Source organism: Streptomyces sp. NBC_01166 (genome assembly GCF_045039765.1).
Lineage (GTDB): Bacteria > Actinomycetota > Actinomycetes > Streptomycetales > Streptomycetaceae > Streptomyces.
The window spans coordinates 8,390,063-8,412,393 of sequence record NZ_CP108613.1 but is presented as its reverse complement, the minus strand read 5'-3'; the positions used below and the strand labels follow the sequence as shown (position 1 = coordinate 8,412,393).

Sequence of the window (22,331 nt, the reverse complement as noted above, 5' to 3'; positions counted from 1 at the left end):
CACCCAAGGTAACAAAGCACTACTAGGCCCCGTCCCTGCTTGGCCCATTGAGGTTGGCGTCCAAGGTGATCGCGGCGTCGATCAGTGCCAAGTGCGTGAAGGCCTGCGGGAAGTTGCCCAGCTGCCGCCCGGTGAGGCCGATCTCCTCGGAGTACAGGCCCAGGTGGTTGGCGTACGTGAGCATCTTCTCGAGCACAAGTCTGGCCTGGTCGGTGCGCCCGGCCCGCGCCAGGGCATCGACGTACATGAATGTGCATAGAGAGAACGTTCCCTCGGAGCCCCGCAACCCGTCGGGTGACGCCTCGGGGTTGTAGCGGTAGACCAGGCTGTCGCTGACCAGCTCGTGCTCCATCGCGTCCAGTGTGGACTTCCACATCGGGTCATCTGGGGTGATGAAGCCGACCGTCGGCATGCGCAGCAGCGACGAGTCGAGCACGTCGTCGCCGTAGTGCTGGACGAAGGCCTGCTTCTGCGGGTCCCATCCCCGGTCGAGCACCTGCGCGTAGATCTCGTCACGCGCGTCCACCCAGCGGCCCCGGGCGGCGGGGCGGCCGTCGTCGTAGGCGATCCGGAGGGCACGGTCGAAGGCGACCCAGGACATCACCCGGCCGTAGGTGAAGTCCTTCCGTCCGCCGCGGGTCTCCCACAACCCCTCTCCGGGCTGGTCCCAGTGGTCCACCAGCCAGTCGAGAAGGGTGTGCAGAGCGGTCCAACCTCTGTGGTCGAGGTGCATACCGTGCTGGTGGGCGAAGTAGATGCTGTCGAGTGCCTCGCCGTAGATGTCCAGTTGCCGCTGTGTCGCTGCTCCGTTGCCGATGCGGATCGGCGCGGAGCCGCAGTAGCCCTCCCAGTGCTCAAGGGCCTCCTCGACCATGTCGGACGAACCGTCGACGCGGTACATGATGTTCAGTGGCCCCGCGCCGTCGCCTTGGCCGGCCTCTTCCTTCACGCGATCGTGCAGCCAGCTGTTGAACGCCGCCGCCTCTTCCTTGAATCCCATGCCGAGCAAGGCGTACACCGAAAAGGACGCGTCACGGATCCAGGTGAACCGATAGTCCCAGTTGCGCTCTCCCCCCAGCTGTTCGGGCAGAGCAGTGGTGGGGGCGGCGACCAAGGCGCCGGTCGGCGCGTAGGTCATGAGCTTCAGAGTCACGGCTGAACGCTCCACCGCTTCGCGCCAACGGCCCGTGTAGGTGGATTGCCCCAGCCAGGAGCGCCAGAAGAGGACCGTCTCGTCGAAAAGCTGCTCGAACTGCGCTCCTCGGACCTCGTGCGGCGGCCCGCCGGGGGACGACTCGATGATCAGCCCGCGCTGCTGCCCAGCCTGCAGAGTCAGGGTGAAGCGCAGGTCGTTTTCACCGGAGAGAATAGTCAGCAGCCGCTCGTCCTGGGGCTCGCGGACGGCGTGGACAGCGAGGTCCATGTCCTGTGAAGTGAACACGGCCCCGTGCTCGGTGATGTGCAGCTCGTGCGGCTTACGGCCGTAGTCGAAGCGCGGAGCGATCTCGCCCTCGAACGTCATGCTCCCCCGGACACAGTGCAGCATGCGGACCAGACGGTGCCGGTCCGTCGCCGTCGTGCCGGTCACCGGCATGAAATCGACCACCTCGCCCGCCCCGGCTTCGGTCATGAAGCGCGTCACCAACACGGCGGTGTCCGGATGGTAGAGCTGCTTGGTGGTGTAGGTGTCCGCCGCCGGCCTGACGGTGAAGTGGCCGCCCTTCCACCGGTCGAGCAGAGCGCCGAAGACACTGGGTGAGTCGAAGCGCGGGCAGCAGAACCAGTCGATGGTCGCATCGGTCGTCACGAGTGCTGCGGTCTGCAGATCGCCGATCAGACCGTGGTTCTCGATGAGGGGATAATCGTCCATCTTGAACCCCTTTCGGCCCCGAATGACAAGCGTAGGCCAGCGACGGTGCCCCGTCCTGGCGACGTGGTGACGCCAGGTGGCGAGGGGGCTGAACGCTCTCCGCCACCGCGTGCGCCCCGCAGCGCGTTCCGGTGTACCGCGGGTTCTGCGCACGTTGGGGGTGACGTGGTCGAAGCGGGGTGCACTCGGCACCCTTTCCGCGCCTCCGGCGGGTCGGCCCTGGCTGCTTCGTGGGTCGGAATTCATACGCGAAGAGCGGCGATATGCGGCCTCATCCATATCCGAAGCCTCGTATGCGCCTCGGCGTGTCCCTCCCGTAGGCAAGCACCGCAACTGTTTGAATCCGCAGTATGACTATGCGCGACGACGCAGCCCTCTTTGGAAACCGATTTCTGACCGCGCCCGCCCCCTCGGAAACTTTCCCCGAAAAAGGCATGGCCGCAACGGACGCAATGAGGCTCGTGGACGTCGATCTCGCCATGGAGGGCGACCCCCAGCGCAACCTCGCGACCTTCGTCACCACATGGATGGAGCCGGAGGCGCAACGACTCATCGCCGAGAATCTCCACCGCAATTTCATCGACCATGCGGAGTACCCCATTTCCGCCGAGATCGAGCAGCGTTGCGTACGCATGCTCGCCGACCTCTTCCACGCGCCGGGAAAGACGACCGGATGCCGGACCCAGGGCTCTTCCGAGGCGATCATGCTCGGCGCGCTGTCACTGAAGTGGAAATGGCGCGAACGCCGTCGAGCGGCCAACCTGTCGATGGACAGACCGAATTTGATCTTCGGCGGGGACGTCCATGTCGTGTGGGAGAAGTTCTGCCGCTATTTCGACGTCGAGCCGCGGATCGTGCCCCTGTCCGAGGGCAAGTACACGATCGGCCCGGAGGACGTGGAGCCCCACCTCGACGAGAACACGATCGGCGTCGTCGCCGTGCTCGGCACAACCTTCACCGGACACAAGGACGATGTCGTCGGGATCGACGAGCTCCTGCGGGAAGTCCGCAAGAAGCGGGACCTCGACATCCCGATCCATGTCGACGCCGCCAGCGGCGGTTTCGTGTGGCCGTTCCTCTACCCGGACTCGAAGTGGGACTTCCGGCTCGAGCAGGTCCGCTCCATCAACGTCTCGGGGCACAAGTACGGCCTGGTCTACCCCGGCGTCGGCTGGCTGGTCTTCCGTGAGGAGTCGGACCTCGCCAAGGACCTCGTGTTCTACGAGAACTACTTGGGCAAGACGGACGCGACGTTCACCCTGAACTTCTCCACCGGCTCGGCCATGGTGCTGGCGCAGTACTACAACTTTGTGCGTCTCGGTCGCCAGGGCTACACCTACGTCATGAAGATCATGCAGGAGAACGCCCACGCGCTGGCCGAGAACCTGCGTAACAGCGGCCGCTTCGAAGTGATCGGCAGCGAGGCTGAGCAGCTGCCCCTTGTCGCTTTCCGACTCGCCGGCAAGCACTCCTACGACGAGTCCGACGTCGCCTGGCAGCTTTCGGCCGAGCGCGGCTGGATGGTGCCCGCGTACACCCTCCCGCCCAAGGCAGAGGGTGTGAAGATCATGCGTGCCCTGGTCAAGGAGACTCTGAGCCGCGAGCAGATCCATCGCCTTAGCCAGGACATCACCGACGCATGCCGCACCCTGGACGACAAGGGTTCGACACACGGCGTCGAGCGGGCCCAGGTCAAGCGCGGGACCGGTTACTGACCTCCCCGATCGCCGCAGCAGCCCACCTTCCCACGAACGCCCCCGTTTCCCTCACTCCGAAGCCGAGCACAGGGCAGCACCATCACCCGGAATCCGTACGTGCGCCTTGCCCGGGTTCCGGCTCTTTGCGGCTGGCAAGTCCTTGCCATGGCGCGGACTTGCCGCCCTCGGGCCTTCACATCGGACCTGACCGGCCGATAGACCCATGGCATGTTCTCCCCCTCTCAGTCGTCCGCCTTCCGAGGCAGACGCCGGCAACTGATCGCAGCTGCCACCGTGGTGCCGCTGCTGGCGTCGGGACTCGCAGTTCTACAAACGCCCGCACAAGCCGCACCGAGTAGGCCCACCACTCCCGCCAAGCCCTCCGCGACCCACAAGGTCACCCTCGTGACCGGCGACGTCGTCACGGTCACCACGATGGCCGACGGCAAGCAGACCGCCGAAGTCGACCGGCCAGACACTGCCATCGGCGGCGTAAAAATCCAGGAGATCAAGGGCGACCTGTTCGTCATCCCGGACGAGGCCACTCCGCTCCTGGGCACGGACAAGCTGGACAGGCGGCTGTTCAACGTCACCGGCCTGATCGAGATGGGCTACGACGACGCCAGGTCGGCCGCCGTACCACTGATCGCGACGTACGACCGGTCGAAGTCGCGCTCGGCCGTCGAGCCGACGGCCCCCCGGGGCAGCAAGCTGACCCGCAAGCTTAAGGCCATCAGCGGTGCGGCAGTCAGCACCGAGAAGCGACGGGCCCGCACCTTCTGGACCGACGTCGCACCGCAGGGCAGCGCGAAGTTGGGCGCCGGTATGGCGAAGCTCTGGCTTGACGGCCGCGTGAAGACGAGCCTGAAGGAGAGCGTGCCCCTGATCGGCGCGCCCGAGGCCTGGGCGGCCGGGTACACCGGCAAGGACGTCAAGGTCGCGGTGCTCGACACCGGCATCGATGTCAACCACCCTGATTTCGCCGGCCTGATCGACGGCACGACCAGCTTCGTGCCGGGTGAGGGGGTCGCCGACGTCAACGGGCACGGCACGCACGTGGCCGGCACGATCGTCGGTTCGGGCGCCGCCTCCGGAGGGGACAACAAGGGCGTCGCGCCCGACGCCGACCTGTTCGTCGGCAAGGTGCTCGGCGGCGCGGAGGGCTACGGCCAGGACTCCTGGGTCATGGCCGGGATGCAGTGGGCCGCCGAATCCGGTGCGGACGTCGTCAACATGAGCCTCGGTGACTCCTACCCGACGGACGGCAGCGACCCGATGTCGCAGACGGTCGACGTGCTGTCCGAGAAGTACGGCACCCTGTTCGTCATCGCGGCCGGCAACGCCGGCCCGGAGAGCATCTCCGCCCCGGGCGCCGCCGCCTCCGCGCTGACCGTGGCCGCCACGGACAAGCAGGACCAGCTCGCGTCCTTCTCCAGTACCGGCCCGCTGGCCTACTCCGGCGGCATGAAGCCGGACATCACGGCGCCCGGCGTGGACATCACCGCGGCCCGCTCCCAGGAGATGACCGATGGTGGTGAGGGCCTCTACCGCACCATCAGCGGTACCTCGATGGCCACACCGCATGTGGCCGGCGCTGCGGCGATCGTGGCTCAGCAGCACCCGGACTGGACCGGCGCGCAGCTCAAGGAACACCTGACGAGCACCGCGAAGGGCCTGGAAGACGGGTACTCGCCGTACGAGGTCGGCACCGGCCGTCTCGACGTCGCCGCCGCCGTGCGCACCAAAGTCCGCAGCACCGGATCGCTCCTCTTCGGTAACTACACATGGCCGCACGAGCCGAGCGACGCAGTCGTCACGAAGGAGCTGACCTTCACCAACACCGGCCCCACCGACGTCACGCTGAATTTGGCCCTCACGACCAACGGCGGACCGTTCGGGCTGGGAGCCACCGCGGTGACCGTTCCGGCGGGCGGAACCGCCGCCGTCCCGGTGACCGGCGACCCGAGGACCGCCTCCGCAGGCCGGCACGTCGGCCACGTGATCGGTACCGACGCAGCCACCGGGAAGCCGGTGACCCGTACCTCGGTGGCGCTACTCAAGGAGGAGGAGCGCTACGACCTGAACATCAAGCTGGTCGGCCGGGACGGTAAGCCCGCCGCCGGCCAGGTCGCCATCAACCTGGCCGGCGACGTCTGGCCGTGGTCGGTCCACGTCGACGGCTCGACCACCATGCGCATGGCACCCGGCCTGTACACCGTCGCGGGGTACCTCGACGTGGCCGGCGAGAAGGCGGACCGTTCGGGTCTGGCCGTCCTCGTCGCCCCGGAGACCGTACTCAAGGACAGCTCCGTGGACGTGGTGCTGGACGCGAGCAAGGCACGCCTGCTGCAGACCGAGGCGCCGCAGCGCACCGAGGACCGCCAGCGCAAGGTCGATTTCAACGTCCACTACAGAGGCCTCGACCCGTTCATGGACTACCGCAGCGCGTACGTGCTGCCGCCGATGTACGACGACGTCTACGTCGCACCGACGAAGCCGATGAAGCACGGTGAGTTCCTGCTGACCACCCGTTGGCGCAAGGGCGAGCCACAGCTCGGCCTGAGCACGTCGGGCGGTCGGCTGCGCTTCGAGACACGAGTGCAGGCGGGCAGCGCCCTGGGCACCGCCTCGGACACCCTGGGCGCCGTTTATGCGGGCGACGGTGCGGCGAGCGCATACGAGAAGGTCCGCGCCGAGGGCAAGGTCGTCGTCATCGAGCGCAGCGACGAGGTCCCGCCGCAGGAGCGCACCCAGGCCGCGGTCACGGCCGGTGCGAAGGCGTTGATCGTGGTGAACGACGGGGTCGGCGCCCTGATGGAGTACGTCGGCGAGTCGGCCATCCCGGTCGCCACAGTGCACCGCGACGCGGGTAAGGGCCTCATCGCGATGGCCAAGGCCGGCGTCTTCGAACTGGCCGTGAAGCAGACCGAGTACACGCCGTTCGTCTACGACCTGACCCGGGACTATCCCGGCCGGGTGCCGGACCGGGCCCTGGTCTACAAGCCGTCCCGGAGCGACCTCGCCCGGATCGATGCCCGCTACTACTCGGCCACGGAAGGCAAGCTGTCGGAGGGATACAGGTCCGACTTCACCCTCAGTCCGTCGTTCAACCTCCCCGAGATCGAGTGGCACCCGGGCACCCGCACCGAATGGGTGACGCCGGGCCAGGTCTGGCGCGAGTTCCACGCGCAGGACGTCGACACCGACCTGCCGTGGGTGATGGTGTCGGGCGACAACACGTACGCCAAGGGCAGCGCCACCCGTCTCGACTGGTTCGCTCCGCTGACCCGGCCCGGCCAGGGCGAGTCCTTCGGCGTGTACAACTCCCGCTGGCAGAACTACATGACCTGGAACGTGCAGGCGTGGGCCTCCGCCAGCGACACCATGCGGCTGGGCGGCAACCTGCCGTGGGGGGCGACGCCGGAACACCTGCAGGTCTTCCAGGGCGACACGCTGATACACGACAACCCGGTCAGCGGGGACATGCAGTGGGTGGAGGTACCGGCGGGCGACCTGCCCTACCGCGCCGTCCTCGACGCGGAGCGTCCCGGTGACGTCTTCCGCCTGTCGACACGCACCCATACCGAGTGGACGTACAGGTCCGACACCGTCGACTCGGACTTCTTCGAGCGGTTCTCGGTGTTGAACCTGGACTACAAGCTGGGGACGGACCTGCACGGGGACGTCAAGGCCGGTGAGAACCAGCGGATCGGGCTCAAGCCGGTGTCGATGGACGACGGTACCGTGCCGGGAAAGGTGACCACGGTGAAGCTGGACGTCTCGTACGACGACGGCGCCACCTGGCGGAAGGTGACCCTGGCCAAGGGCGCCCACGGATACTGGACGGGTTCGTTCAGAACGGCCAAGAAGTCCGGCGGCTTCGTCTCGGTCCGGGCGAGCGCGGCAACGGAAAAGGGCTTCAGCGTCAAGAACGAGGTCATCCGGGCGTACGGACTGCGATGAACCACACTGTCGGGTCCCGGGGAGTCGCCTCCCCGGGACCCTTCCCGTCGCACCCACTCCCATCAGGGACTATTCAGGGTCTGCCGCCATGGCGCATACTCTCCCCGCTGCGACAAGCGGAAGAGGGTCGGTCGCCGATGCTGGATGTCCTGGGCCTCGAGCCCGATGATGAACGCGTCTACCGGGCGCTGCTCGGACGGCCGAACTGCACCGCGACGCTGCTGTCGGATCTGCTCGAGGTGCCGCGGGTCCACATCGACAGAGCCTTGTGCCACCTGGTCGGGTGGGGGCTGGTGATCAGTTCGGCGGACGAGCGGTTCACCGCCGCTCCGCCGGCCATGGCACTGGGCGCTCTCATCACCCAGCGCCGAGACGGGCTACGGGTGGCCGAGCAGGCGCTGGTGACCTTCGCCGAGGAGCATCGGGCGGCGATGACCGGGAGCAGCATCAGCGATCTGATCGAGGTCGTCACGGGCGTCGATGCCATCCGCCATCGATTCCTCCAGGTGCAGCAGGCCGCTCGCAGACAGGTCCGCTCCTTCATCACCGCGCCATTCGTCGCCGTGCCCCCGGACGAGAACTCGGCCGAACCGATGGCCATCGGCCGCGGCGTGCACTTCCGGGCCGTACTGGACCGGGCCGTACTGGCGGAGCCCGGCATCGTCAGCGATGCGATCAAGTCCTTGCGCAACGGCGTGGAACTGCGTGTCGCGGACCAGTTGCCCATGAAACTCGTGCTGGCCGACGCCGACCTCGGCCTCGTCCCGCTCGCCGTCACACCCGCGGGGGAACCTGGCGCCGTGCTGCTGCACCGCAGTGGCCTGCTGGACGCGCTGGACGCGTTGTTCGAGACCGTATGGCGCGCCGCGCACCCGCTCGAACTGTCAGGCTTCGGCCGAGAAGCGGATGCGACTGTCGAAGTCGGTGCGGAAGGCCCGACCGACCTGGACCGGAGGATCCTCGCCCTCCTGCTCGCCGGTCTGACCGACCCTACGGCCGCGACACAGCTCGGAGTGTCACCGCGCACGCTGCACCGACGTCTTCGCCGTCTCATGGACATAGCCGGAGTCCGGACACGGATGCAGCTCGGCGGTCATGCCGTCCGACACGGCTGGGTGGAGCAACACTGAGCGGGTGCCCGGGCTCGGTCCGAGGCCTGCTCCGCCCGGCTGGGGAAACGGGCCCCGGCTATCGGCCAGGCCGGGAGCTGCCTCCCACGCCCTGGCTGTCGGCCGTCTGTGCGACGGAACGGCGCGCCGCGTCCGGGAATGCCCGTTCCACCGAGTCGCGCAAAAGATCCAACTCCGCCTGGACCGCCGGACGATGGGCGGGCGGCAGGCTGTCGAGCAGCCCGTCGAGCAACGCCCGCAATCGCCGGCAGACCTGCACGGACGTTGCCCCGTAGTCGCGGATCTCGGAGACGGCGAGCTGAAGGTAGTCCTCCCATGCCCTCCCCCGCAGCACGAGCCGCGGCCTGCCGTCGTCGCCGGCCAGGACGTACCGGCCAGGGAGCGGCGACTGGCCGACCACGGTGAGGAACGACTCGGTGTGATTGAGGACCTGCACAGCGGTGGTGGGATCGTTGACAGCGGGCGAAAGAGCCCGGATGGCGATGTCGACCAGCACCCGAAGGGCGAAGGCGGGGTCCTGTTCGATCGTCCGCTCCGGGCCGAGCGCGATCAGACCGGTGACGCGCCGACTGTCGGGGGTGGACGTGCCGCCATGGATTTCGACGAGGACGGCGCCCCGATGGACGTAGTCACCGATCACGTGGGGCACCGAGAGCACACAGTCGTGCCGCTCGGCGACAGCCACGAGGCCTGCCGTGTCCAGTGCCTGGATGGCACCGCCTCGGGTCGCGCGGACGACGGTCACCCTTCCGCCCAGGCTGTCTGCGCCTTCACCACCATTCGGCGGCGAGGCCCTGATCATCCCGGTCCCGCGCTCGAAGACGTCTTCCCCCATGCGGCCGACGAGATCGGCGATGGCCACCGGCCTGAGATTGTGGGTGAAACGGTTGAGATAGACCAGCAGCAGCAAAAGGCTGACGGCCACTGCCCCGCCGGCGAGAGTGACCCCGAGGTCCGGCACCGAACTCGACTCGATACTGCGCAGCAACGAGAAGGCGAACGCGAATGTGCCGGTGAAGGTGGCCAGCACGGTCTTCTGCAGCCGGTCCCTGTACCAGAGCCGCATGTACCGCGGGGACAGTGTTCCGGTGGCCTGCTGGATGACGAGAACACCGATGGTCACGACGAATCCCAGAAGGGCGATCATCGACCCGACGATGGAGCTCAGCACTCCGCTCGCCGTCGTCGCCGAATAACGCCACCCACTCGGTGGCCAGTCCGATGCGTCGGCGGAGATGGCCAGTTCGGCCAGAACGACTCCCAGGACGAGACCGAACAACGGGCTGATCCACAAGCTGGCCTTCACGTACTGCCGCAGCCGGAATGCGGAGGCCCAGGACATCATGATGCGCATGCGGCATCTCTCCCTTCGGACGGCAGCTCCTCGGCACCACGGTGCGGGCACATTCCGCTGTGGCCAGGCGCGACACGTACGCGAGTGAGCCTCACTGCTCGGGTCCCGGGGCCAGCAGCACGACACGGTCGCCTTGCCCGGGAGTGGCTCGCCGCTTCTCGGTGACGGGTTCCAGCCTCTGGTCGTCATGGACCACGAAGAGGGTCTCGCTCCCTGCCGGCGGTGGAGAGGAGGCCGGTTGCACCAGGAAGCGCGCCCCCGACTCGTACCGCGCGGCCAGGGCGTGGCGGACCAGCGACCTGCCGAAGAGGATGTCCCCGCCGGTATAGGGAGCCACGACTCCATGGCTGTCGTGGGGAGGTCCGACCCGGTAGACCGGACCTTCGACGCTGTCTTGCATCACGACCGAAGCGAGCGCGTTGAAGTCGTCGTCGTCCGTGGCCAGGAACACTGCCGTCACGCCCTCCAGCCGGGCACCCGGATTGGTGGCCGTGGCCAGCAGATCACCCGTGGCGAGTTCGACACCGGCGTCCGTGATCCGTTGGCGCTCCTGCTCGAGGCCTGCCCACATCAGAAGGTCGAGGCCCGCGGACTTCAGGCTCCTTCCCAGATCCACCACCCACGGCTCGCCTCCCACGAGCAGGATTCGTGTTCCGGCGGGTTTGACGATGCCCAGCATTCTGGCGACCGGCGCCGCGCTCAGGGCGTACAGGAGGACCGTGCCGACGATCACGAGAAACGTGACGGGCAGGATTTTGGCGGCCCCGTCGACTCCCCTGTCGACGAGGTTCGCGGAGAAGGCCGTCGCTGTGGCTGCCGCGACGATGCCACGCGGAGCCATCCATCCGACAAAAGCCCGTTCGCCCGGGGTCAGCCCGGCGCGCGCAGTCGACACGTAGGCGACGAGTGGACGTACCACGAGGACGAGGACGGCGATGAGGGCGAGGGCGGGAAGGAGCACGGGGACGAGCGACGCCGGTGTGATGGTGGAGGAGATGGAGACGAACAGCAGGCCGATGATCAGCTGGGCCAGAGTCTCGAAGAAGGGACGCCGCGCCGGCATGTCGAATCCATTTATGTTGGTGACGGCGAGGCCGGTGACGATGGCGGCGATGAGTCCTGTGTCGTCCCTCACGACGTCGGCGCCCGCGGACACGACGATCACCGTGGCCAGCTGAGCCAGCGTGCCGAGGGTCTCGCCGAGCCGCAGCGTGCGGAGCGTCAGCCACAGCAAGGCCGTGCCGACCGCGCCGCCGGCCAGGCCCACGGCCATGCTGAGGGCGAACTGGCCGAACTGGTAACCCCGGCCGATGTCGATCTGATGTGTGGTGGCGATGGCGTGGAAGACCAGTGCGCCGAGGATGCCGCCGATCGGGTCGGTGAGGGTCCCTTCCCAGATGAGGATGCGGCGCACCCTGTCCGTGGGCCGCACGAAGTCGAGGAGGGGGCCCACGACCGTGGGGCCCGAGACGACCAGGATGACACCGAGCATCGACGCCACTCTGAGGGGCATGTCGAACATCGCCGGTGCTACGGCTGCCGTGGTCAGGAACGTGACGAGCACACCGAGCAGCAGCAGCCGTCCCACGATCCACCGCGTGCGGCCGGTGAGCTTGCGCAGGTTGAGCCCGAGGCCGGCGTCGTAGAGGATCACCGCCACCGACATCGACACGAGGACGTCGAAGCTCGGACCCATCAGTTTGTCGGGATGGATGACGTCCGTCAGCGCGCCTGCGGTGAACCCTGCGGGCAGCAGGATGATGAGGGCGGGAACGCGCAGCTTGCTCGCCAGGATCTGTGACCCGCTGGCGAGGATCAGGGTCAGTGCGATTCCGAGGTAGATCTCGTCGTCTGTCACCGCAACTCCCTTCGGCAGAGTCCTGGCGTGGTGAGTGGGGAACCTTGCGGACGATCAGGTGCTGCCCGCCCTGCCACCGCTTTCGGGATCGCCGCCTCGTCGCAGGTCGGCCTCGGTGAGTTCTTCGAGATCGCCTCGGGTGTCGAGCCAGTACAGGAAGACGACGGCCGGCACCACGACCACCAGCGCGACCAGGGTGACGAGCGCCAGCCAGGTCAGCGTGGTCGATGCGCCGGCGCCTTCGGCGACGGTCATCGACGTCGGGAGGAGGTAGGGACGCTGAGCCAGGCCCCAGGCGATGACCGCGCAGGCGACGGCGCCGACGGCGAAGGCGCGGGCCCAGCCGCCCGGTCTGCGCATGAGCAGCCACGCGGTGGTGAAGGAGGCCGCTCCGGCCGCGACGCCGAAGGCCAGGCCCGCCCCGTGGGTGAGCCCGTGCCATACGTGCGGGGCGTCCTCGCTGGTGACGAAAAGGGTGATCACCACGAGCACCAGGAGTGCGGTGAGGCTCAGTAGCCCGCGCCGCCGGAAGTAGGCGATCAGGTCGGGTGCGTCGAAGCGGCGGGCGTCCCCTGCCAGAAAGACCGCGCCCAGGAAGGCCGTCGCGGCGATGGCGAGCATCCCGAACATGATCGAGGTGGGATTGGACCAGGCATCCGCCGACGCCTCCGTACCGAGCCTCACCCGGCCTGAGGCGACTCCCCCCACGGCGGCGCCGAGGAAGAACGGCGTCACGAGCGAGGCCGAGGCGAACACGGCACCGTAGAGGCGCCGGTCGGCGAGCTTGCGGGCGGCCTTCCGGAAGGCAAAGCCGGCGCCACGCAGGACCAGGCCCAGGGCCGCCAGCGCCAGTGGCAGCCACATCGCGGAGAACACGGCCTGGAAGAAAGTGGGGAACCCGGTCCACATGATGACGAAGACGAAGATCAACCAGACGTTGTTGACCTCCCACACGGGTGCCATCGCGTGATCGATGAGCCATCGGGGCCGCTTGCCTCGTTCGGAGCCTCCCGCCGTCAGGTCCCAGAAGCCGGCTCCGTAGTCCGTACCGCCTGCGCAGGTGTACGCAGTGACGGCCAGCAGCAGGACCACTGCCATCAGGTCGGCCGTCACGACCGGTCTCCCTGGGACGCGGCTACGCCGCCGTCACCTGCGGGGACAGGACCTCTGGGGCCGTACGGGCTGTCCGTCTCCGGCAGGTCCACCGGGGGCCCAGGGGCATGCTGTGCGTCGGCGAGCCGCCATCGTGTGCGTAGCTTGAGCAGCACTGCCAGGAGCGAACCGAAGATGAACACGTATACGACGATCACCAGGCCGAGCATGATCCACAACGTGGACGAGCGCGTCGCTGTGACTGCCTCGGCGACACGCATGTTCTGGTAGACGATCCACGGCTGGCGTCCCACCTCGGTCGCGATCCAGCCGCATTCGACAGCCACCACCGAGGCCAGCCCCGCGCAGGCCGCGCTGCGGTAGAACCACGCGGACCCGGGAAGTCTGCGATGCCGCAGCCAGACCAGGCGGTACCAGAGGGCGAGGAGTACCAGGGCGGAGCCGATGAGGACCATGATGTCGAAAGCCCAGTGCGCGATCGTCGCCTGAACGGCTGTCGGCCGTTGGTCCGGCGGGACGGACGTCAGACCTACGACCTCGGTGTTCGGGCTGAAGCCGGCGAGGACGGAGTCGAGCAGCGGAATCTTGATACCGCCCGAGATGGAACCGTCGGAGTGCAGGCGGCCGAACAGGTACTCGGGCACACGGGTGTCCGTCTTCCAGACGATCTCCATGGCCGCGAACTTCACCGGCTGCTTGTGGAACACCGACCGGGCGATCGCATCGCCCAGGACGAACTGCACCGGGGTCGCCACCGCAGCGATGGTGAAGGGAACGGTGAAGCCGAGCCGGTGGTATCGGTCCCGGCGCCCCCTCAGCCAGCCGACCGCGTAGACGCCGGCCACCATGTATCCCGCTGTCAGCAGCATGGCCACCACGAAGTGCCAGTACTGCGGCCCGAACATCGGCGTGAAGATCGCCTTCCAGATGTTCACGTCCGTCGGATCGCCCGCAGCGTCGAGGGAGAAGCCCTGCGGTGTGTTCATCCATGAATTGGCCGCCAGGATGCCGAACGCTCCCAGGAGCGCCGCGGCCGGGAGCGGCAGTCCGAGCAGGAAGTGGGCCCGTGGCTTCAACCGCCGCCATCCGTAGAGGTAGATGGCGATGAGGACCGCTTCGAGGAAGAAGGCCCAGGCCTCGACCCCGAAGCCGATTCCGAAGACATCGCCCCACCTGCCCATCAGCCCCGGCCAGAGCAGGCCGAACTCGAAGGAGAGCACGGTGCCGGTAACGACTCCGACGGCGAACTGAACCGCCATGACCGCCGACCAGCGCCGTGCCAGCAGGAGGGCTGTCGCGTCTTTGTGGCGCAGCCCGCGGTAGTGCATGACCAGGGTGATCAGAGGCAGGGCCACGCCCAACGGGACCAGGATGATGTGAGAAGCCAGAGTGAAGGCCATGAGCTCCCGGGCCGGCAGGAGTTGATCCGGAGCGCTCGCCAGGAGGTGGACCGAGGTGTGCATAACCGCCTTCGCTGTTCGGGTCCTGCGAAAGAGGTCAGCCGCCGGTCGCGAACCCGGGGAAGAGCGTCATACCGCCGTCGACGTACAGAGTCGTCCCCACCACGTAGTCCATGAGGTCGGACGCCAGCAGGATGACCGCGTGGGCGATGTCCTCGGGGTCTCCGATCCGGTCGTAGGGGATCAGACGCAGAAGGTCCTCCCGGGCCGCCGGCGTCTCCCAGGCACTGCGGTTGATGGGGGTCTTGATCGCCCCGGGGGCGACGGCGTTCACCCGGATCTTCTCCGGTGCGAGCTCCTGCGCCAGGGTCTGCATCATCATCTGCACGCCTCCCTTGGACGAGGCGTAGTTCACGTGCCCCGCCCACGGGATGAGCTGGTGCACCGAGCTCATGCAGATGATCTTCCCGGCTGCCCGGGACACCTCCGGAACCACGCCGCGCCGACGGAACTCCTTGGCCGCCTCCCTTGCGCACAGAAACTGGCCCGTGAGGTTGACGTCGAGGACCTTCTGCCACTGGGCGAGGGTCATGTCGGTGAACTTGGCGTCACGCTGCATACCGGCGTTGGCGACCAGGATGTCGAGGGTCCCGAAATCCTGGACCGTCCGGTCCACCATCGCGGTCACCTGGGTCTCCTGCGACACGTCCGCCTCGTAGGCCACCGCACGCACCCCGAACGACGTGATCTCCTCGACCACTTGCTCGGCGGCTTCCCGGTCGCTCACGTAGTTCACCGCCACGTCTGCGCCCGCCCGGCCCAGCGCGATGGCCGTGCCCTTACCGATGCCGGAATTGGCCCCGGTCACCAGAGCTGTCTGGCCCTTGAGCAAGTCGGACGGCAGAGCACCCCGGACTGCCTCGACGTGGGAATCCATGATGCCCTGTCTCCTCGCTACACGGCTCCGGTCCGCCCGGCCACGGCCCGGCAGGCGGGGATCAGGCAATCACCGGACGAGCGGGGCCGCAGTCAAGGCGGGCCGCTGCTGGGCCATTGGGCGGATCGGCTTCCCCCGGTCGGCTCAGCTGCGGCGCCGGGCGACCTTCATGACGCCTGCCATGCCGTGAGGCCGCATCGGAGTACCGCCGAGGTGTTGGGCAACGGCTGGTTCCGTACCGGTGACCTGGCCCGCCGCGACTCCGACGGGTGGTTCTACATCGTGGACCGGGCCAAGGACATGATCCTTCGTGGTGGCTTCAACGTGTATCCGCGGGAGATCGAGGAAGTTCTTCTCACCCATCCGTCCGTGAGCACGGCGGCCGTCATCGGGGTGCCGCACGGCCGCCATGGCGAGGAGGTCAAGGCGTGCGTGGTCCGCACCCCAGGAGCGACGCTCGCCGAGGAGGAGCTGATCGCCTGGTGCAAGGAGGAGATGGCCGGCTACAAGTACCCCCGCATCGTGGAGTTCCGTGCGGCCCTGCCCACCAACGCCACCGGCAAGGTCCTCAAGCGCGAGCTCAGGGACGCGGATGGCCACGCGGCCGAGGCGGGCCGCTGAGGCTGGGCCGTTCCGGTCTGGCGCAACCCGGAACGGTCCGGCCCACATCCCCCTCCCCCGTCTGTGGCGTACTGAAGCCGTGAGGACCGGGCTCAGCGGCTCGGGCCGCCTGAAGCCGGTTCTGCGTCTTAAGAATCCGACATCTCGCATGTGGCAGGACACGAGTGGAGACTCAGTCGGCCGAGTCGGGCGACCAGTTGATGAGAAGTCACTTGGACAACGACAGCTCTATTCGGAACCTGTGAGAAGGACGTCTACGCGATGCGACGAGCCACCAGGAGGCGCCCGTGCGTGGAGAGCTTCGCAACCTCTACGTCTCGTCCAGGCTTGGGCGCGTGGACGACGAGAACGCCTCCGATGACCATGGCTATGTGCTCCGGCCACGCCGGGCCGCCCACGGTGAAGACGAGGGTCCCCGGGCTGAAGCGCGTCTTGGGCTAGGTGTTGCGCCAGTTGGGGGTGGTCTCGTGGGTGAGGCGGCGGGTCATGAGGTTGATCGCAGCCAGCTGGATCATTGCGGCTGATCGGTGGGGGTGGGTTTCGTAGTCGCGGGCCAGGCGGCGGTGGTGCATGAGCCAGCCGAGGGTGCGTTCGACGACCCATCGGCGTGGCTGGACGTGGAAGCCTCGGGTGGTGGGGTACTTCCCTTGGGGGATTTTCTTGTCGTAGTAGGTCCGTGAGGCGGGGCCGGCTAGGGCGGCCCCGCGGAGAGGGAGAATGGGTGCCGGGAGCCTGAAAAGATACGGGCGGGGCGGCCGAAGCACGGAGGGCCGACGCGGGGCAGCCCGTACGGGCTGCCCCCGACAACGAGCCCGGCTACAGCTCGCCGGTGGCGAACAGCTCGAGGTGCCCGCACTTGGGGCAGCGGAACGCCTCTATCTGCCGCCGGGGCCGGCCCATCCGCTTGGCACCCCCGAAAACTCCCCGCTCCAACGCGCCCTCGATCCAGCGCGCGTAGCCGCGCGAATGCTCGCCTGCGTCCTCGATGAATCCATCCACCAGGCCAACGGTGCCGCAATGGGTGCACGTGTAATTGTTCATACCGCGAGTGTAGAAAGCGGTGCGGCCAGAGCGATCCCGTAGCCGTTGACTCTGCCTGGCCGGAACAGCCGGAGTCCAGACCCACGGTCGGTTCGGTCCGGTGCCGTCCGGGCTGACCGTCAGGCCGATTCCGTCTCCATTTGACGGCTCGTGCCTGCACCCCGAAGTCCACTGCATCGACGTGCAGCCGCTCTCCTCGACGAAGCGCCGGAAGAACGCACACGGCGAGATTCCTGCCTGCCGCGCCGGTACCCCGCGGGAAGCATGCGGCGCCGGACCAGACCAGGAGCGGCAGGAGAGAACCACGCAACACCGTCCAGAGACACGGGCAGCAATCTTCAGCTTGTAGCGGGAGTAGCGGCGTGTCCGCCCTGCGAGCTCAGCGGGGTGATGACGCTGGCTTCACGGGAGAAGGCGGGTGTGGTGCCGGGGATTTCTGCGGCCCGGCCCATGGTGTTGGCAGGGTAGCCGTCGTCGAGACAGCCGCAGAAATTGTCTGCTGTCATCTCACCTCGCTGCGGACACGTTGGAGGGGCCCCGGTGCCGTATGGCACCGGGGCCCCGAAGGAACTGCTACACCATCTGCCGGTCCTGGAACTGCACCGGCCTACTGTGTCCGCACAGCCGCCGCGGGCGGGGGTGCGGGGGTCGCGAATGGCGTGACCGGAGACCACCTGCCTATCGATGTCCTGCGGTACCCGGGCTCACTTCCACCCCGGGCGATCCTGATGGCGCCTCAATCCTCCGTTTCTTCCCTCTGAATGACCTACTGCTGGTGATGCGAACTTCTTATACCGCTCTTCGACAGCCAGCCCCGTCGCCCGTCCTGCGTCTGCTCCGGCTTGGAACCCCACTGTCGAACTGCCCGGTACGCGCGCCGCAGTCTGACGCCTTTACCGAGGGACCGCTGGTACTGCGGACTGCACTTGTGTACTGCGGTTCTGCTGTTGGCGGCCCCTGATCACTGCGGGCCACCCGGTCCGGCCGTCAGTCCCGTCACCATCCTGCAACCGCTCTGGCTTCGGAACTCCACCACCGCACCGACCTGCACTTACATGTACTGCTTCCCGGCAGTTCATCTCTGCCGGGCCTGCTCGATCTCTTGGCTACGGACAGGACACTAACCCCAGCCACGCCCACATGTCTACTTCCGTCAGGACAGGTTTTCTGTGAGGACTGACAGCGAAGTCCTGCGGTCCGCATCGCTTGAAACCTGCACCGGAGCACACCCGGTGGAGCGTGAGGCCCGTTCGGAACGGGCAGGTGGAGCGGCACGGAACAAACGGCACAAACGATCACAGATGGGGTGTACCCGCATGGACAGCACAACAATGGCCATCACCCCGACGCTCCCCGTACCGACCGCGGTGCGGGGCGACAGTGCGGTCGGTATCGCCAGGTCCGCCAGGTCGCCCCCGCGCCTTCACCCACCGCCTCACCCGGGCGCCCGATCCGGACATGGCGGACACCCTCGTCCTGGTCGTCTCCGCGCTCGTCACCAACGCCCTGCGTCACGGCGGCGGTCGGTACACCCTCCGCCTCTCCGCCGGCCCCGACACGGTGACCGCCGCGGTCAGCGACCCGAGCCCGGCACGCCCGCGCGAGCACACCCCCGACCTCGACGGCGGCAGCGGCGGCTTCGGCTGGCACATGACCCGCCACCTCACCACCCACCGGACCATCACTACCGGCCCCGGATACGGCAAAACCATCCACGCCCAGCTCCACCGCTGAGCTGAGAGACAACGGGGAGCCCGGTGTCCGCCCGACGGGGCTGGATACAGATACCCCAGGCCAATAGCCTTCCTGCTCCACACGTGGAAATCTATGTCGGCTGGAGTAGACATTGGGTGGTGGTGTGGTTATGGTTTCTCTCGTAGCCCAGAGGGACAGAGGGGCCTGGCAGAGATGGACTGCCGGGCATAAGTACGTGCAGTTGCAGTTCGCGCGGCGGTGGAGGTCCGAAGCCAGGATTGTTGAGGACGGCTACGGGTGACCCCGCCTCGGGCGGTGGCCCGCATTGCTCAGGGCCGCCGTAAGCAGTGCCACATAGTGGTCAGCAGTACCCAGCAGCGAGGTAGTTGAGCCGCACCTTGGCAAAGGCGTCGGCTGCGGACGCGCGCGCCGGGAGGTTCAGCAGCGGGGTTCCAAGCCAGAGCAGATGCAGGACGGGCGACGGGGCTGGCTGCCGAAGTGGCGCTGTGAGAGGCCACCGAAGGTACGGAGTTGTTGATCCAGAGGGAAGGATGGAGGAGTTGAGCGCCATCAGGATCGCCCGGGCGAAATTTTTGGGCCCGGGTACCGCAGGACACCGATAGCGAGGTGGTCTCCGGTCAAGCAACCGCGATCCCCGCAACCCCCCCGGCCTTTTCCGGCGGGTACGCGGAAACACAGAGCCGGCGTAGCCGATCACGGCCGGCTGATGGTGTAGCAGTTCCTTCGGGGCCCTGGTGCCAATGGCACCAGGGCCCCTCCCACGCGCGCTCCACAGGAAGGTACATATGACAGCGGACGACTCGTTCGGCCGTCTCGACGATGATGACTACCCCGCCTACACCATGGGCCGGGCCGCCGAGATGCTCAACACCACCCAGGGCTTCCTCAGGGCCATCGGCGAAGCCCGACTGATCACACCGCTGCGCTCCGCGGGCGGCCACCGCCGCTACTCCCGCTACCAGCTCCGCATCGCGGCCCGCGCCCGCGAACTCGTCGATGCCGGCACTCCTGTCGAGGCCGCGCGCCGCATCGTCATCCTCGAGGACCAGCTCGAGGAAGCCCGGCGGATCAACGCCGAATACCACCGCACCGCCAAGCCTGCCGGTTCACCACTTGCCAGCTGACGTGGTGTGCCCGCCGTGCGCGCTCACGCGCCGGGAGCACCCGCAAGGGCCATGTCCCGCGTTGACGGAGTGCGCGGACACAAAGCGTCGGCTCCGGCTGTCTTACTTCGAAAGCCTGCCCCACGCCTTCGGCGTGGGCGTCCTGTCGTGCCGCTGCCCTTTTTCGCTTGTTGCTGCGCAAGATGCCCATTGGCCGAAGAGGGAGCCGGCTGCGGACCTGTGGGTGACGTCAACGGGTGAAGCGCTACGGTTGTAGCGCCGAGGGCAGCGACCCGGACGGGTCTGCGTCGTGGCCGGTCGGTGCGCCGCCGGCCTGACGTTCGGCCGAGCGGTCCCTCCCTTCGCCCCGTAAAGGGTGATCGTTCTTCCTGCAACGCTGTTCTCCGGGTGGATCAATATCTACGGGCGCGGGATGAGGGTTCAACGTGCCGCGCCGTGAGTGTTTTTGTCGCAGCGAAGAGGGTGGAATTATTCGACGTCCACAGGCCATTACGGCGTGCTACTGTCGATCTCAGTTGCAGTTGTGGTTCCCAAAACTTCAAGTCCCTTCGTGGCTATTTGCAGCCAGGAGGAGCTTCATTGTATTCCGGTTTCTTTTCTCCGGGCGGGGCATCATCACGGCGACCCGGCCCCCGTGCATCGCGGGTCCGGCGTACTGCCCTCAAAGGAGATATGACATGGCGTCAGGCACTGTGAAGTGGTTCAACGCAGCCAAGGGTTTCGGCTTCATCGAGCAGGACGGTGGCGGGGCTGACGTGTTCGCCCACTTCTCGAACATCGCCGCTCAGGGCTTCCGTGAGCTGCTCGAAGGTCAGAAGGTCACCTTCGACATCGCACCGGGCCAGAAGGGCCCTACGGCCGAGAACATCGTTCCCGCCTGACGTTGACGCGCACTTCGTAGCGGGGGCCCCGCACCCCGAGGGGTGCGGGGCCCCCGCTACGGAGTCTGCTCGAGGCCCGCTCCTTGAGGGCTGCGCCCTTTCGGCTTTCTGAATTTCACATCCAGGCGACGTCATCCATTTTCACGGCCTTCACCTGCACCCCGCTCCGGGGCTAACCGCACGGCACATTTACTTTCGCATTCTTCTCGGCCCGTTCTTGTGATTCCCCGCACTGTTCTTCCGCAGCGGGAATTCCTTGATACGCGCCGTATCAAGGAAGGTTCTGAATGAACCCCACACGTCCGGACAACCGCTCATCCCGCAGCCAGGGCCCCGGGGAGAGTCGCGTTCGCCTGGTTTGATCATGGAATCCCGTGGAGGGTGAGTGTGGCTGCGGGATGGGTGTGGGCTCGTCGGCCGCTGGCGATGTTGGCCCATCCGGAGCGGTGGAGGGTGGCGCGGGCGAGATCGCGCAGGGCGCTCATGACCGCGGGGGTGCGGTGGCGGTGGATCTGGCTGGCGTCTTCAGCGAAGGCCACGTCTTTGGTCCAGTGGACGGTGTTCTCGATGATCCAGTGGCCGCGTGCCCAGGTTGCGATCTCAGCGGGAGTCGCCTGGTGTGCCGCGAGATCGGTGACGGCGTAGACAGTCTCGGTCTGCCACTTCGATGTGTTGATTCGGCGGCGTTTTCGGTGGATGCGAACAACCTGGCGGGCATGGGGGAACAGCAGGCCGTCCACGCTCACCACCTTCACCTCGCGGACCTCGTCCCGGCCGTGTCCGCGGTCGCGGGAGCGGTTGAGGAACCGGTGCCTGTTTCCAGGGCAGATTCGTCACCTGGCGCGACAGGGTGGGCTGGTTGTTCTTCACCGACAACAGGTAGTGGGCGTTTCGGTCCTCGACGAGGTAGCGGGCGTGGCTCGTCTGGGCGTGCAGGGCGTCGACCGTGACGACGGAGCCGGTCAGGTCCTGATCATCAAGGGCGTCCAGCAGCGGAGCGAACTCGGGTATCTCGTTCGTCTTCGCACCGACCTCGCGCAGAGCGGCAGTCAACGCGTCGTGGACGCGGCTGCCGTTCGCGCGGACCGCTCCGCGCAGGCATTTGCCGTCCACGGCGAAGGCCACACGACGCGGTTGCGGCGGGTCTGTCTCGCGCTGGGCGATGCGGTGGGCGCGGCGCTGTTCGCGCTCGACGGTCCCGTCCGGGGCTGTCGAGCAGACCGGTCGGGGCTGGAGTGTGGTGAGCCTGGTGAAGCCGGCGGCGGTGAGTAGCGCGGGGTCGAGGCGGGCGAACACATCGCGGAGGGTGCGCTCGCCCGGAGCCTTGAACCGTCCGGCAAAGGGATCGAAGGGGCAGCCCAGTCGAGCCAGGACATCCTGGTCGCAGCGGCGTACCCACTCAGCGACAGTGGTCAGGGAGTTGTGGCCGGCGCTGGTGAGAGCACACACTCCGACCGCGAGCAACGTCGCCAGCCGGAACCGTACGCCGCGCGGATTGCGCGGATCGGGCACCCGGGCCAGCGCGTCGAGCAGCCCGGACGGCACCACCGCCTCGGTCCGTGACACTCGGGACGCGGCCTGTGGCAGGAGCGGAGCGGACGGGAAGGATGATGGTGCAACGAGCAC

At 67.4% G+C, this 22,331-nt stretch carries 14 protein-coding genes and 3 pseudogenes; 7 read left to right on the top strand and 10 right to left on the bottom strand.

The window, feature by feature from the left end; translation table 11 throughout:
• Positions 1–22 precede the first annotated feature (22 nt).
• Positions 23–1,870 carry a glycoside hydrolase family 15 protein gene (locus OG379_RS38075; protein ID WP_405667914.1) on the bottom strand — a complete coding sequence of 616 codons (1,848 nt, stop codon included), beginning with the start codon at positions 1,868–1,870 and terminating at the stop codon, positions 23–25.
• Between the two features lie 350 nt (positions 1,871–2,220).
• Between OG379_RS38075 and OG379_RS38070 the strand changes: the two genes are divergently transcribed.
• The 3 genes from OG379_RS38070 (at position 2,221) to OG379_RS38060 (ending at position 8,660) form a co-directional block, all read left to right on the top strand.
• Positions 2,221–3,585 (top strand): glutamate decarboxylase, encoded by a 1,365-nt coding sequence (locus tag OG379_RS38070; RefSeq protein WP_405667912.1) that lies wholly within the window; start codon positions 2,221–2,223, stop codon positions 3,583–3,585.
• Between the two features lie 387 nt (positions 3,586–3,972).
• Positions 3,973–7,530: a S8 family peptidase gene (locus OG379_RS38065; RefSeq protein WP_405667910.1), complete on the top strand. Its 3,558-nt coding sequence runs from the start codon at positions 3,973–3,975 to the stop codon at positions 7,528–7,530.
• A 137-nt stretch (positions 7,531–7,667) separates the two neighbouring features.
• Complete coding sequence (locus tag OG379_RS38060) at positions 7,668–8,660, top strand: TrmB family transcriptional regulator (RefSeq protein ID WP_405667908.1); 993 nt, start codon at positions 7,668–7,670, stop codon at positions 8,658–8,660.
• A 58-nt stretch (positions 8,661–8,718) separates the two neighbouring features.
• Here the strand turns inward: OG379_RS38060 and OG379_RS38055 are convergent, their stop codons facing one another.
• From OG379_RS38055 to OG379_RS38035, 5 genes are all read right to left on the bottom strand, one after another.
• The gene (locus OG379_RS38055) at positions 8,719–10,014 is read right to left on the bottom strand and encodes a DUF2254 domain-containing protein (protein ID WP_405667906.1); all 1,296 of its coding nucleotides are present in this window, start codon (positions 10,012–10,014) and stop codon (positions 8,719–8,721) included.
• A gap of 91 nt (positions 10,015–10,105) precedes the next feature.
• The gene (locus OG379_RS38050) at positions 10,106–11,872 is read right to left on the bottom strand and encodes a cation:proton antiporter (protein ID WP_405667904.1); all 1,767 of its coding nucleotides are present in this window, start codon (positions 11,870–11,872) and stop codon (positions 10,106–10,108) included.
• A gap of 54 nt (positions 11,873–11,926) precedes the next feature.
• Positions 11,927–12,985 (bottom strand): cytochrome d ubiquinol oxidase subunit II, encoded by a 1,059-nt coding sequence (locus OG379_RS38045; protein ID WP_405667902.1) that lies wholly within the window; start codon positions 12,983–12,985, stop codon positions 11,927–11,929.
• The gene (locus tag OG379_RS38040) at positions 12,982–14,448 is read right to left on the bottom strand and encodes a cytochrome ubiquinol oxidase subunit I (RefSeq protein WP_405667900.1); all 1,467 of its coding nucleotides are present in this window, start codon (positions 14,446–14,448) and stop codon (positions 12,982–12,984) included. The genes OG379_RS38045 and OG379_RS38040 overlap by 4 nt, the downstream gene beginning before the upstream one ends.
• 34 nt (positions 14,449–14,482) lie before the next feature.
• Complete coding sequence (locus OG379_RS38035) at positions 14,483–15,322, bottom strand: SDR family oxidoreductase (RefSeq protein ID WP_405667898.1); 840 nt, start codon at positions 15,320–15,322, stop codon at positions 14,483–14,485.
• Positions 15,323–15,538: 216 nt separating this feature from the next.
• Here OG379_RS38035 and OG379_RS38030 point away from each other — a divergent pair, with 216 nt between their 5' ends.
• On the top strand, positions 15,539–15,943 hold the full coding sequence (locus OG379_RS38030; protein WP_405667896.1) for an AMP-binding enzyme: 405 nt from the start codon (positions 15,539–15,541) through the stop codon (positions 15,941–15,943).
• 437 nt (positions 15,944–16,380) lie between these two features.
• Here the strand turns inward: OG379_RS38030 and OG379_RS38025 are convergent.
• The 3 genes and pseudogenes from OG379_RS38025 to OG379_RS38015 all read right to left on the bottom strand — a co-directional run.
• Positions 16,381–16,581, bottom strand: a pseudogene (locus OG379_RS38025) (IS5/IS1182 family transposase); the annotation flags it as partial.
• A gap of 178 nt (positions 16,582–16,759) precedes the next feature.
• Positions 16,760–16,984 (bottom strand): hypothetical protein, encoded by a 225-nt coding sequence (locus tag OG379_RS38020; protein WP_393763335.1) that lies wholly within the window; start codon positions 16,982–16,984, stop codon positions 16,760–16,762.
• Positions 16,985–17,308: 324 nt separating this feature from the next.
• Positions 17,309–17,490: pseudogene (locus tag OG379_RS38015) on the bottom strand (MerR family transcriptional regulator); the annotation flags it as partial.
• Between the two features lie 952 nt (positions 17,491–18,442).
• Between OG379_RS38015 and OG379_RS38010 the strand changes: the two are divergent.
• The 3 genes from OG379_RS38010 to OG379_RS38000 all read left to right on the top strand — a co-directional run bounded on the left by OG379_RS38010 (position 18,443) and on the right by OG379_RS38000 (position 20,705).
• Positions 18,443–18,718, top strand: coding sequence for an ATP-binding protein (locus OG379_RS38010; RefSeq protein WP_405667894.1), 276 nt, complete (start codon positions 18,443–18,445; stop codon positions 18,716–18,718).
• Between the two features lie 767 nt (positions 18,719–19,485).
• Positions 19,486–19,824 (top strand): MerR family transcriptional regulator, encoded by a 339-nt coding sequence (locus tag OG379_RS38005; protein WP_405667893.1) that lies wholly within the window; start codon positions 19,486–19,488, stop codon positions 19,822–19,824.
• A 677-nt stretch (positions 19,825–20,501) separates the two neighbouring features.
• On the top strand, positions 20,502–20,705 hold the full coding sequence (locus OG379_RS38000) for a cold-shock protein (protein ID WP_076967088.1): 204 nt from the start codon (positions 20,502–20,504) through the stop codon (positions 20,703–20,705).
• A 362-nt stretch (positions 20,706–21,067) separates the two neighbouring features.
• On the opposite strand, the pseudogene OG379_RS37995 reads toward OG379_RS38000, so the two are convergent.
• Positions 21,068–22,331: pseudogene (locus tag OG379_RS37995) on the bottom strand (ISAs1 family transposase).

Excerpts from the sequence above, each read along its gene's own strand:
- OG379_RS38075 (WP_405667914.1), bottom strand. The coding sequence starts at position 1,870 with ATGGACGATTATCCCCTCATCGAGAACCACGGTCTGATCGGCGATCTG.
- OG379_RS38070 (WP_405667912.1), top strand. The coding sequence starts at position 2,221 with ATGACTATGCGCGACGACGCAGCCCTCTTTGGAAACCGATTTCTGACC.
- OG379_RS38060 (WP_405667908.1), top strand. The coding sequence starts at position 7,668 with ATGCTGGATGTCCTGGGCCTCGAGCCCGATGATGAACGCGTCTACCGG.
- OG379_RS38055 (WP_405667906.1), bottom strand. The coding sequence starts at position 10,014 with ATGCGCATCATGATGTCCTGGGCCTCCGCATTCCGGCTGCGGCAGTAC.
- OG379_RS38040 (WP_405667900.1), bottom strand. The coding sequence starts at position 14,448 with ATGCACACCTCGGTCCACCTCCTGGCGAGCGCTCCGGATCAACTCCTG.
- OG379_RS38035 (WP_405667898.1), bottom strand. The coding sequence starts at position 15,322 with ATGGATTCCCACGTCGAGGCAGTCCGGGGTGCTCTGCCGTCCGACTTG.
- OG379_RS38020 (WP_393763335.1), bottom strand. The coding sequence starts at position 16,984 with ATGAACAATTACACGTGCACCCATTGCGGCACCGTTGGCCTGGTGGAT.
- OG379_RS38010 (WP_405667894.1), top strand. The coding sequence starts at position 18,443 with ATGGCGGACACCCTCGTCCTGGTCGTCTCCGCGCTCGTCACCAACGCC.
- OG379_RS38005 (WP_405667893.1), top strand. The coding sequence starts at position 19,486 with ATGACAGCGGACGACTCGTTCGGCCGTCTCGACGATGATGACTACCCC.
- OG379_RS38000 (WP_076967088.1), top strand. The coding sequence starts at position 20,502 with ATGGCGTCAGGCACTGTGAAGTGGTTCAACGCAGCCAAGGGTTTCGGC.